The organism is Parabacteroides sp. Marseille-P3160 (assembly GCF_900162725.1).
In the GTDB taxonomy this organism is placed as follows: domain Bacteria; phylum Bacteroidota; class Bacteroidia; order Bacteroidales; family Tannerellaceae; genus Marseille-P3160.
In genome coordinates, this window is the sequence record NZ_LT799418.1 from 2,675,825 (window position 1) to 2,688,885 (window position 13,061).

General features: G+C 44.8%; 6 protein-coding genes. 1 reads left to right on the forward strand and 5 read right to left on the reverse strand.

Going from position 1 to position 13,061, the window contains the following annotated elements; genetic code table 11:
- Nucleotides 1-9 precede the first annotated feature (9 nt).
- A complete protein-coding gene (locus tag BQ8014_RS10600; protein WP_234998029.1) occupies nt 10-1,107 on the forward strand; it encodes a glycoside hydrolase family 88/105 protein in 1,098 nt (365 codons plus the stop codon).
- Between the two features lie 77 nt (nt 1,108-1,184).
- On the opposite strand, the gene BQ8014_RS10605 is transcribed toward BQ8014_RS10600, so the two are convergent.
- The 5 genes from BQ8014_RS10605 to BQ8014_RS10625 form a co-directional block, all read right to left on the reverse strand.
- Nucleotides 1,185-4,409, reverse strand: a complete 3,225-nt coding sequence (locus tag BQ8014_RS10605; RefSeq protein WP_080904308.1) for an efflux RND transporter permease subunit — start codon at nt 4,407-4,409, stop codon at nt 1,185-1,187.
- The gene (locus tag BQ8014_RS10610; protein ID WP_080904309.1) at nt 4,406-5,893 is read right to left on the reverse strand and encodes a TolC family protein; all 1,488 of its coding nucleotides are present in this window, start codon (nt 5,891-5,893) and stop codon (nt 4,406-4,408) included. The genes BQ8014_RS10605 and BQ8014_RS10610 overlap by 4 nt, the downstream gene beginning before the upstream one ends.
- Complete coding sequence (locus BQ8014_RS10615) at nt 5,883-9,017, reverse strand: efflux RND transporter permease subunit (protein WP_080904310.1); 3,135 nt, start codon at nt 9,015-9,017, stop codon at nt 5,883-5,885. The genes BQ8014_RS10610 and BQ8014_RS10615 overlap by 11 nt, the downstream gene beginning before the upstream one ends.
- A 16-nt stretch (nt 9,018-9,033) precedes the next feature.
- Nucleotides 9,034-10,104, reverse strand: a complete 1,071-nt coding sequence (locus BQ8014_RS10620) for an efflux RND transporter periplasmic adaptor subunit (RefSeq protein WP_080905927.1) — start codon at nt 10,102-10,104, stop codon at nt 9,034-9,036.
- 341 nt (nt 10,105-10,445) lie between these two features.
- Nucleotides 10,446-13,025 carry a hypothetical protein gene (locus tag BQ8014_RS10625; protein WP_369808791.1) on the reverse strand — a complete coding sequence of 860 codons (2,580 nt, stop codon included), beginning with the start codon at nt 13,023-13,025 and terminating at the stop codon, nt 10,446-10,448.
- Nucleotides 13,026-13,061: the final 36 nt, after the last annotated feature.

A 13,061-nucleotide genomic window follows, 5' to 3' on the forward strand; every position in this document is an offset into this window, starting at 1 on the left:
TTAATACCTATGAGAAAACAAGTTTTATTTGCATTTATGCTTCTGACGGCAATTTTCGCATCCGGACAATCGCCGGAGAAGGAGTATTTCAAAAAAGAATACATTAAAAATGTAATGAATAAGGCTGCGGAATGGCAGATTCTCCATCCGAAACATGTCCAGAACGACTGGACGAACGGCGCCTTCTATGCCGGAATGTTCGCCGCATGGGAAACGACTAAGTCCCCAGCTATTTACAAGGCGATGATGGATATGGGCGAAGATTCTGTCCATTGGCGTCCTTACCATCGCTGGTACCATGCCGACGATATTGTGATAGGCCAGACTTATATTGACTTGTACCGGATCGAAAAAGACCGAAAAATGATCCAGCCGACCATCGATACGGTGAAGAAACTTTTCGCCAATCCCTATCCTACGCGGGGAATTGAAGTCATCAAATGGTGGTGGTGCGACGCTCTGTTTATGGGCCCTCCGACCTTGGTGAAATTGGGCGTTACTCTAAACGATCCGACTTATTTCAAATATAACGACCAATATTTTAAGGAATCATACGATTTGCTGTATGATAAGGAAGAAAAATTGTTTGCCCGCGATTTGGGTTATGTCATCAAGAATGACGGCAAAGACCGTTATGAAGCGAATGGGAAGAAAATATTCTGGTCGCGTGGGAACGGATGGGTAATGGGCGGCCTTGTCCGCGTTTTACAGGAACTGCCAAAAAAATATCCGAATCGTCCGTTCTATGAAAACCTGTATAAGGAGATGGCGGCGCGCATCCTTTCCCTACAACAGGAGGATGGCTTGTGGAGAGCCAGTTTGTTGGACCCGGCATCCTATCCGGGCGGGGAAGTCAGTGGTTCGGGTTTCTTCTGCTATGCATTGGCCTGGGGCATCAACAACAAACTATTAGATAAGAAAACCTATCTTCCGGCGGTAAAAAAAGCTTGGGTCAGTTTGGTAAACTGTGTCAATGAAGAAGGCCGTGTTGGTTGGGTTCAGCCGGTAGGGGCGGATCCGCGTAAGAACTTTGACGCCGATAGTTGGGAAGTTTACGGAACCGGCGCCTTCCTCCTGGCCGGCAGTGAAATCATTAAATTGAAATAAAAAGCCGTCCAGACTCCTCCAATTCCTACTACGGATTGGAAGGAGTTTATAGAAAGATATCGATCCTGCGTTTGCTTCTACGCAGGATCTTTTTTCTTAATAACGGTTTTCCCGACGCCCATGAAAAGGGGAAGGAAGAGGAAAGTGGCAATAAAGGAGACAATCAGCCCGCCGATAGTGCCGGCCGCCAACGGGAACCAGAAGGCTTCTTTGTATTCTCCCAACAGGAAAGGCGTGAAGCCCAGGATCGTGGAGGTAATCGTCAGGAAGATCGGACTGAGTTTGGCATTCCAGGCTTTCAGGTATGCTTTGAGGGGAGAGATCCTGCCCTTATATTTCCTCCGGATGTTGTTGTATTCGTCCAACACGTAAATATTGGCATTGATCGTGATACCCGAAAGGAGAATAAACGAGGCAAATCCTCCCTGGTCAAAGGTGAGATCGAACAAATAGAAGGTGAGGAAAATGCCGATAAAGGAAATCGGAATCACGGACATGATATGGAACGGCTGTCTTAAAGAGTTGAAAAGAATGCTGGTCGTAAAGTAAATAATAACGAAAATAAGGGGCAGGAGCAGGTATTGCTTTTTGTCCTTTTCGCCCCACCAGAAATAGCGGTTCTTATCTTTTTCGATGGTATAACCCATAGGCAGGGTCTTACTGAATTCTTCGATATTCCTGTCCAGTACTTTTTCTCCCTGTTCGTTCGCTCCGATATATTCATATTGCAGGCAAAGCCTGTACTGCTGGTTTACCTTCGCGACCTTCTGCGGGGCTTGCACTTTCCGGATCTCCGCCAGTTCAGAAAGTTTATATTCCCGTTCATTGATTCTCAGCGGAATGTTGTATAGGTTCCAGATATCATATTCGCGGGATTGGCGTGAATAGAGATAAATACCTTCCATTCCTTCCCTGACAGGCAACTCACCGGCATAGATGTTTTGTCCGAAAGCCGTGCGAATCGCTTCGTAGAGTTGGTAGGGCTGTATGTTTTCCTGCGCTAATCGTTCCTTGTCCAGGTCGAATTTGAACTCTTCGTAGTCGTCCTTATACCAACTGAACTCGGAATTGATGAGCACCTCTTTGATCCGCCGGTGTTGTAGCAGGCGAGACTTGAACCGTTCGGCCCAGAGGGATAGTTCGTCGTAATTGGGACCGTACATGGTTACGCGGTAGGAACCGGCATTTTCCCGTACATCGTTGCTGAATCCGTCTCCCAAGCCATAGACTCCCCAACTTCCGCCCCCCAATTCCAGAGAACGGCTGATCAATTTGGATTTCAGTAAATAGGGAAAACTGCTTCGTTGATGTTCTTTAGTGAAATGAATCGAAATGTTGGCTTGTCTGGCGTTATAAATATTCGTTTGAAATTGTTTGACCTCCGGGAATTGGCTGATATAGCTTTCCATACGTTTGATCAGGTCGTTCATCTGTGAGATAGTCGCATTGCTGGGAAGACTGGCCGTTACAAAGAGGGAAGTTTCCTCCCGATCGGCAAAATAAGAACCTTCATGTACTTTTTGGGCAAAAAGGCGGAGTGTCCCTCCCAACAACTTGTCTACATACGGCTTGATGTTTTCCTTATAGGTCGCACTACCCAGTGTTTTATTGTAAAACGCCTCCCATCGATTCTCCTCCTGCAATTTGTCCGGCAATAGAAAAACGGGCAGCCCGAAAGCCAGTATGAGTAAAATCAGGAAGAGAGCTCTCCAACGGTACATGAAACGGCAGAGAGAAGCATAGGCCCGGTCTAAACGGGCAATGAACCGTTTGCCGTTTATTTTTTCCTGTACGAATATTTTCCAGCGGCGGGGCAGACGATTTCTTTTCTCCCGCTTCGGACGGTTGCCGGTGATCCGTAATTTTTCCAACAAGGCCGGCACCAGGAACAGGGCCACAAAGAGGGAAATGGCCAGATTGATCATAATCACGAGAGCGAAGTCCTGTAAATTAAGCCGCAGCTTTTCTTCAAGAAAGAAAATAACGGAAAGGGAGACAATTGTTGTGGTCGTAGCGGTAAGTATGGCGAGAAACGCCTTATTGTTCTTCCGGCGGATGATTTGGTCGGAGACTACAATGGTATTGTCTATGATCAGTGTCAGCGAAATCGTGATGCCGGCTAAAGAATAGAGTTGCATTTCCAGTCTTAGCAGGTAATAAAAGATAATGGCCGTACTCAAGGTGATAAAAAGAGAAAGGATAATGAGCAAGGTATACCTCCAGTTCCGGTAGGTGATTAAAACGAACAGGAGCAGGATCGCCAGTGTCAGGGCGCTCCGGAAATAGATCTTGTTCAGTTCCGTTTGGATGTATTCGGTCGCATCATAACTGAGGTGTATCTCGTATCCTGCCGGCAAGTTTGATTCGATTTCCATAAGCTTATCCTTAATCTTCCGGCTCAAGTTGAGTTGATTCACCTGTTCGTCGGCGTAAAGAGAGAGGTAGATCGAATTGAGTCCGTTGATCCGATAATAGCTTTGGGGTTGTGATTCGACCCGGTTGATCCGTACCAGATCCTTCAGTGCGATGTTTCTTCCTTCGAGGTTCTTCACTTCGATTTTTTCGAAAGAGAATCCTTGCTGCTCTTCTTCAGGCGTTAAAACCAGACGGATCCACTGTTTTCCCCCTTGTTCCGATTCGAGCGAAGCAATTCCCAGAAAATCTTTATCCAAGGCTTTGCTTATCGCAGTCTGGATATCTTGGAGCCGAACGCCGGTAGTGACTAATTGCTTATAGTCATAGACCAACTGCCACTCCATCGGAGTGGCTCCGCTGACTGTAGCCCGGTATATTCCTTCGATCTGAGAAAGTTTGGGCTTGATCTGTTTTTCGGTGTATTGCTGTATCAGCAACGGAGCGGTCGGAGCGTTGATCGTATAACTCAGGAAAGGTCGGTTGGCTTTGTCATCTGTCCGGTTCAGGGAGAGCGTGGGGTAGGAGACGTTGGATGGAAGTAGAGGCCATAGTTGGCGAATGAGGGTAGAGACTTCGAAACGGGCTGTCTCCATGTCACGATGTTTGTCGAAGCGGATCGTGATTTGTCCCCAGCCACTACCGGAGTTGGAAGTAATTTCCTGTACGCCGCTCATCCGGTTGAACATCGCCTCCAGCTTGGAAGTGACCTCCATCTCCACCATACGGGGGGAACTGCCGTACACGGAGAAATTGACGTTGACCTGCGGCAAAGATTGTGAAGGAGCGAGCTTTACCGAAAGCTTGGGTATCATGGCCAATCCGACGAGCGTGAGACATACAAAAGCCAGGATAACGGAAAAAGAGGATATGTGTTTCTTTTCACTCATTCTATGATATTTATCTGTCGGTCGAACAAGGAGGAGAGGGGAAGTCTTTGCTCAAAATCAAACAAGGTCAGCTTCCGGATCTGAAAGTAACTTAACCAGTAGTTTTTAAGGGATGAGATATAGTTTTTCTGCGCCTCTTTCTGCCGGTTCAGGGAAAGGGTCAGGCTGCTGATATCCGCTTTTCCGATGATAAACCGCTGCTTGGTAATCTCATAGGCTTTATTGGCCAATTCCATGGCTTCTTCGGCGCTGGCGATCAGATCCTGCTGAATATTGAAGTCGTTAACCGTCATGACAACCTCCTGTTCGAGTGTCAGTTCTTTTTGTTGCACGGAGATTTTGGTCACGTTCAGATTGTTCTTGGCCATGTTCGCCTTTCCTTTCCGTACTCCCCAGTCGACCAGAGGGATGGTCAGACCGATACTGACGACGTCCTGCTGCAGCGGGTTCTTATAGGCGTTGGAGAGTTGGTCGGCCGCCTGGTTGAACCCGACGCTAACCGAGAAACTGGCGTCGAAATTGGAGCTTTTCTTCGTCCGGTCTACCTCTTGTTCCGCTTCCAGAATTTCTTGTTTATTAGCTAAGAAATCCGGATTATTCTCCCGTGCATAATCCAGCGCCGTTCCGGCTTCGAGCGTCAGGTCACGAGGACGGTCGGGCAGTTTGAGGCGGATTTGCGTTTCCTTATCCATGTTCAGGAAAGAGACAAGGCTGAACATGGCCCTTTTCAGTTCGATATCAGTATTCTTTAATGTATTCTGCGCATTCACCGCATCCAGTTTCAACGTGAGCAGGTCGCCCTGTGAGATAGCAGCGATCTTGTGCCGTTCCTGTCCGATACGGTACAGAGTGTCGGATGAGGCTACATTTTCCCTGGCCATATCATATTCGGCTTGCGCCATGGCCAGGGCGAAGAAATATTGAATCACCGATTCGGAAATCTCTTCCCGGGAATAAATGAATTGTTTTTTCGCTTTTTCGTATTTGAGGGGTTCTATTTTCTTTTCCCATTTGAAACTGTTGAAACCGAAGAGGGATTGGCTATAACCGACCCGGATGGGGACAGTGTTGTATTGGGTATAAGTGTTGTCTCCGAAATTACGCATATAACCCAGCTCGGTATCAATGAAGAAGGTACCACCCGTCAAATCGAAATTCTGCTTAATGGCTAAATTGCCGTAGGAGTAAAGCGACTGCTGCCGGCGATAGACATCCATGTTGTTTTCGGAATCATATCTCCGCGTAAAATCACGGTAATATTGGATCGGCGTCATATTGAGCGTGAGCGAGGGCAGACGACCCGCTTTATAGCTGCGGTATTCCCAATAACTCGACTGGTATAGGTTTTTGGCCCTGAAAGCCTGAAGGGAACTATCGATCGCCAGATTGATACATTCACCCAGGTCTAAAGTCTTTACCGTCTGACCCGGTAATTGACTGGCTCCTGTTAAAAGCAGGCAAGCAAGGAGTAGTTTATTTCTCATAGTCGTTCTTTTTTTCTTCGGGTTCAATCTTGTTGATAATTTCTTTTTTCCGGTAGATCCACCAGTAAACCAACGGAACTACAAACAGGCTCACAGGGGTTCCGATGGCCATTCCTCCGATGGTGGCGAGTGCCAGCGGTTTTTCCAGTTCAGAGCCCAGGTCATGACCGAACAATAACGGTACCATACAAACAACGGATGTCAGACTAGTCATAAGAATGGCGTTTAACCGTCGCCGTCCCGCTTCATGGATAGCTTCCATCAGCGGCATTCCGCTTTTGCGAAGTTGGTTCATGACATCTACTTTCAGGATACTATCATTGATGATGATACCGCAGGTGACTACGATTCCGATAGCGGACATCAGATTCAGACTATGACCCAACGCCATCAGAAGCAGAAGTGCAGCGGTGATATCGATCGGTATTTCCAACAGGACGATGAGCGGCTGAATAAAGCTCTCGAATTGGGCTGCCAGGATGAAATACATGAGCAGGATCGAAACGAACAGGATAACCAACAATTCACCCAGCATCTTTTTATTGGAGAAAAACGATCCTGAAAAATCTACTTCCCAATCTTCCTCTTCTTTATTGCCGGCTTTCACCGTTTCGACTATTTTTTCCGGATTGCCGGTTTCGTAGAAATGGAACGGAATGTATTCCCCGTTGCGCCCGGCAACAATGCTTTTCAAATCTTCCGAAGGAGAAAGGCTTACAAAGGCGCTGAGCGGAACCTGTATCTTTCTTCCCTGCTCCTCATTCGAGGTGTAAACAAAAGTATTGTCGATTACCTCTTTCACCTTGGAGGCTTCGCTACCGAGCATGATCGGCAGGTATTGCTGAAATGAACGAAGGGTCGTAACTTCATTTGCTCTGAAACCGGCCTGTAAAGCCTGGTATACTTCGTCGTAGGAAACATGATAAAGCAACAGTTTCTCCCGGTCGATCCGGAGATCCAGTTGCTTCTGGAACGAAGGGATGGAAGAGGTAAAGCCGGTTTGCTGTCTCAATCCGGCGGCAATTCCTTTGATAGCTTCCGGAGTAACCGCCACGTTCGGGTTCTTGGTATAATATTCGGCCGTCAGATCGGCTTCCCCGGTGACGAATATTTTTTCAAAGAGCGTCCCTGTCGGAGCGAACGATACGGAGGCTCCCGGATAATTCTTTTGGAAATAAGTTTCGATCGTCTGTTTGATTCCCTTAAGATCTTTGGGCTGGGGTACTTTCAGATAGATTTCAGTCTCGGAAATGCTTCGTTGCCGTTCGCGGTTTAGAACATATTGTTGCTCTCCGACCAGTACATTGTTTTCAACAATCTTCGGACGGATACTTTCAATAAAAGCCTCGGAGCGGTTCCGGTTTTCCCCAATATGAATATTTTCGTTCCATTCGATATAAACCAATAGTTCGTTCTGACTAATATCCGGCATTTTCTCTTTTCGTATCCAGGAAAATGATCCGACACATAAGGGTAGAACGACGATCATGATCACAGTGGTCAGCGTTTTATGGCGGAATATCCAGCCGATTCCCCAGTGATAACCCTTCTGAAGAATCGACTCCCGGGAAGAAGATTCGGAATGGATTTTTTCTTTGAGAAGGCTTAGTTTGGAAAGAAAACCCGGTGTCTTGAGGGAATAAAATATTTTGTAAAGAACGGGCAGGAGCATAATACCGGTCAGGTAAGAGACCATCAAGCCGACGAGGACGGAAAAGGCCTGGTCGCTGAAAATAGCACCCGCAATTCCACTGAGGAATATCAACGGGAAGAATACCGAAATGGAGGTTAACGACGAGCTGAGCATCGGGGCGATCACCTCGTTCGTACCCTTTACGCAGGCATTGTCGATACTGAGTCCCCGCTTCCGGTACTGACTTATATTATCCGTGACGACGATCGAGCTGTCGATCATATTTCCGAGCGCCAGGATTAAGCCGGTCAGTGAAACGACATTTAACGAAACGTGGCAAAGGTAGAAGAACAGAAGACTGATGATCAATGACACGAACATGCTTAAGCCGATGATGAAAGGCGACTTAACGTCGTTCAAGAAAAAGAAGGAGACCAGGCAGACGAAAAGAAAAGCCAATATAAGATTCTGTTGCAAATTGGAGATGGTATAATCGAGTAATTGCGTCTGGCTTTGGGAGATATTGAATTCAACCTCCGGGAAACTTTTTTTCAGATCATTTATGACTCCATCGAGGGCGGATTGCATGTTTTTCATGTTTTCATCCGCCTGCTTGATGATTCCCATACTGATTGCACGCTTACCGTTATAGAAGGCGAAACCGGTTTCCGTTTCCGGAACGAGCTTGACGACGGCCAGGTCTTTCAATTGGAAGATGCGTTCGTTTTTGCGGATGTATATGTTTTGTATGTCTTCGATAGAGCGCAGGACGGTGGAAAAAGCGATGCTATATTCGTAATAACCGTCTTTGACCGTCATCTTTCCCGGTTCGATATTATTGTTTTGTAAAATCGATCCGATTTCACTCTGGGTGATGCCGGTCGTTTCCAGTAGGTTTTGATCCGGAATGACAACGATTTGCTTATGTACCAGTCCGGTCATATCCACCATCGCTACCTGGGGTAACTGCTCGATCCTCCGTTTAATCACGGATTCAGCCGCTTCGCTCAAATCCATAAACTCCTCTTCATCGTCATTCCTCTGGTAAGCGGCCTCGTTTTTTAGTGTCAGGTTGAGGTTAAAGACAGGGATATCAGTCGCACTGGCTTTGACTACCTGTGGCCGGTCGATCTCACGCGGAAGTTGGTCCATCGCCGCATCGATTTTTTCATTCACCTCAATAAAGGCCAGATCCGTATTGGTACCATACTCAAAACTCAGGTGGACGATGGCGCTTCCGTCCCTTGTCTCGCTTTGCATATCCCGGAGCTTTCCCACTTGGAGGAGCTGACGGCGGATCGGAGCGACGACCGTATTTTCAAGTTCCCTGGCCGAGGTATTCTTCCCCGAGATCCGGATGGAAATTTCAGGTATGGCAATATCCGGCAAAAGCGATACCGGGATGTTCAGGTAAGTGATTATTCCCAATATGAAAAAGGCCGTGAACGCCATCAGTACAGCAACCGGACGATGAATCAAAAAATTAATCATTTCTCGTCATTCCTATTTAGTTTACAACGATTACCGGCGTTTCATGCGCCAGGTTGATATTCCCTTCGTAGATAACGCTGTCTCCTTCGGAAAGCCCTTCGGTGACTACATAATCCGTTGAGTTTTCCATACCGGTTTGTACATAGTTCCAGATCGCTTTTCCGTCTTTCGCCGTGAAAACGACCTTCTTATTACTTCGTAACACCAGCGCCTCCTTGGGCAATATCAGTTGCTTCGGAATCAGCCGCTGAACCTTAACTTTTACATTCATGCCGTCATACAGTTTTTCCCTGTTTCCACCTGTTAGGAAGGCTTTCACGCTGACCATTCCGGTTTTATCTACCGCCGGATTAATCTCCGTGATACGCCCCTCAATGGTGCGGTCGCTGATGGAGTAGGGAAGGATGGAAACTTTGTCTCCATTGTTAATCAACGGCAGTTCGTTTTCCAGAATTTTGAAATTCACTTCCACTTGATTTCCTCCCATAACCGTACAGAAAGCATCGGTTGTAGAGGCGGGATTGTATGCTTTGGAAGATAGATTGGCTACTATTCCTTCGAAAGGGGCATAGAGCACTGCCTTCTCCAACTGGTAGGAAGCCAATTCATATTGCGCCAGGCTACTGTTATAATTGCTTCTTATTTTGGCGATATTCATCACCTCAGCCGGTACCCTGGCTGAATCCTTCAGGCTGTAACCCTGACTGATCAATACATCCTGTAGCTCCAGCCGGGCTTTTTCCAGGTTATCCTTCGCCTGGGCGAGGGTATTTTTCAATTTGAATTCATCCAGTGCGGCAATCTTCTGCCCTTTGGCGACATGTGTCCCGTTTTTTACATAGACGGCGGCGATCGTTTCGGTCGATTCGAACTTTAGTTCTGCCCTTTGAAGCGCCGACAGGGTACCGTTGGAGATCAATTCGTGATGGAAATCCGAGTAGACCAGCCGTTTGGCCTTTACCCTGTTGGGTTCGTCCGGCAAGACGGTAGATACATTTTCTTCTTTCCCCCCTTTCTCTTTGGAAGAAGAGCAGGAACAAACGGCACAGGATACTAGTGCGCAGGCAATAATCGTAGCTGTTTTCATCGGGTAATTCATATATAATTCAATTCAAACCGGTTATTTCATCTTGTCTTCTAAAAACAGAGTAAAAGTAAGGAAAGGAAATAGGATTTACCACATCTAATTCTTACTCAATTCTTACTCAATTCTTACTTTTTTGCTTAGGGAAGCACTTATTTATTTTAACTTACATTTCTCATAGCTTTCATAAGCCTGTAATAGGCGCGTGAAAATTACGGATTATTCGTAATATACACAATTCTTTTTCCTTTTTTATTTTATAAAGAATTCGTACTACTAAAGGCTCTGGAATTAACTTAGGCCATGGTTGTAATTCTTTTTTATTTTTGTCCATCGTTCAATATTCATAGAGTCGATGGTATACTATTAAACAAACCGATCCTTCCGTCAGAAGTAATCGATTCGGCATCGATACTAAATTTACGACATCTGCTGTTATTATAGAATCGGATTTTTGCATATCCCTCTTTATCGGTACTTACTGAAGGATTCCAATATAATGTACGACGATAATCCGGTTCCGGTGAAAGTTCGGAATAGTTCGGACTGTAAAATTCTTTTTGTAAGCTGTATCCTTCCAGTTTGGTTTTTCTTACTCCTTTGCCTGCCTCTGTCGGTATCATACCCTCAGGATAAGTTTCAATAAATACCGCACAGCCATATAATTTGTCTACCTGAAACGGAGAAAGAAGCGGATCGGCATATCGGCACATGACTGATAATTCTTCGTTAATATAGATTGATTTGATGGCTCCGACCCTTATTATCTTATATTTGTCCGACCCTTTAATATCCGTCCGTTCATAATTAATAACAAAAAGCGGAAGTTTTCCTTTATATAATACATACTGTTCCCCTCTATCCCATATAACGGAAAAATATCTATTGATAGTTTTCAGAAAATCATGTATGTCATCGCCAATATATTTACCACGGTCTTTAATGTCGTCTAATTCCGACTGAACATCATAATAGGCAATCGATTTCGATCTATTATTATAAATGTCTTTTTCTCTACTTCTTTTTTTAGCACTGACTACCACTTCTTTTAACCGATGAATTTTCTTGTCAATACCTACTTTTATCAAAGAATCTTCATTAATGGAAGAAATCGTGTCAAGGTCTTCAAGTATTTCTGTTTCCGCAGCTTCTTCTTTCCAGGCTTCGGCCATATTTATTTGCATTTCATTATACCGGTATCTTTTTGGCATAGGAGTAAAAAGTCTGTCTAAGATGATTCTGTAATCCTTTTTCTTCCCTTTTTCCATTACGGCCAATATCATATCCCATTTCCCATATACATCCGAAATGAAAGAGAATCGTCCAAGACTATCTGTCACCATCGATTCAATATAACTGGCTGTCTTTTCATCTCCTTTCTTAAATAAGGCTAAAGATACATCCACATTGGGTTTAGGCACTTTTTTTACAAAAGAAACCACTTGTCCCTGTGTTTCTATCCCTTGTTCAGGTCCGTATTTTAATTCAAAGGCTTCTTTCCCCCTCATTTGATCCCATAAATAACGACGCCAACCTTGCACCATCAGTAACAGATCGAGTGCAGTACGATGTGTATGGTCGTTCGCCTCGAAATAATAAGAGGGATTGCGAACATAACCCTTAATTTCCGACATCAACAACAGGTCTGTCAGAATATTATGCCCATATTCCAATTCATTCATACCGTCTTTCACCGATAATGAAAATGTCGTTTGAACCGGATTCTTCGCTTTATCCGTGACGGAAAATTCCATATCAACCAATTCGTAAGGTTCATACGTCTCTTTCTCCGTTCTTGCTTTAATCTCTAAAAACTCATTCTGCCCGGCAAATATCAATCGGTCACAGAGAATCTCTCCTTTGCTATTGAACAGCACAATTTGGGAGACTCCCGGAGGTAATTGTGTTTTATCAATTTTAAAACGAACGTCCTCGTCACCGGTGACGTCGACAACATAAAAATTTTGTCGTCGCCCTCTGCTTAATACTGCCATGCCAAGCATATCACCTGGCGTATGCTTGTTCTTGCATGCGGCTATTTCGATACTGTCTGCATACGATAAATTATCGACTCTCAGGACAAATCCCTGTGGCAAGGCGACAGGCATATCGAACTTGTATTTCTTATCTTTATAGTAAACTACAGCTTTTTGTTTCTCATTGCCGGGCAGATAAGTTAAAACTCCTCGTCCTTCATGCAGAACAGAGAGGGGAGTTATCTCTTCTCCTGCTTCATTAACAATAGCTCCGGTTATTTCTATAGGATTGCCATAGGCATCCGTTGCTTCAAAGGCGACCTTCGATTCAATGCCCTGAACCAAATTCCCTCCTTCCGGAAAGAATTGCAAATTTACTTTTTTCTCCTTTTGAGGTTTTTCCCGCTTCATCGGATAACCACCAGTACCGTATCTTCGCATGTTTTTTTCTTCAAAGCGACCTTCTTGCTTAGGCTTGTCGAAAACAGGCAACAATCTCGAAAAGATAGCGTCTTCCCTAAAATTCAACATATACTTGGTATAGGCCCGGACTTCATAAAAACCCGAATAAAACGGAAGTGAATTCAAGGAAAAATCACCATGGCATTGCCCCTTTTCTATTTTTAATATTCGCTTGTCAATCATTTCCCCTCCCGGATTCAACAATTCTACATACAAAGTTTTGCTTAATTCGGTAGCTTTATATAATCCGGAAGCCACAATGTAGCATTTGAACCAGATATTGTCTCCTTGGTAATAACCCGTATTATCAAAATGTAAATAAACCTTTTCCCGGGGTATATATTGGGAAAAGTTATCAATAGCATGGATATAATGAGTTAACTTACCGATAATACTGTCTGTACTTTGTCCCGAAACTTGAAAACAAAGCAGGCATAAGAAAAGGAATCCTATTAATCTATTAACTCTCATATTTAATGAAATCATAAAAATACTATTTTATGATTATAGTCAGAATAGCAT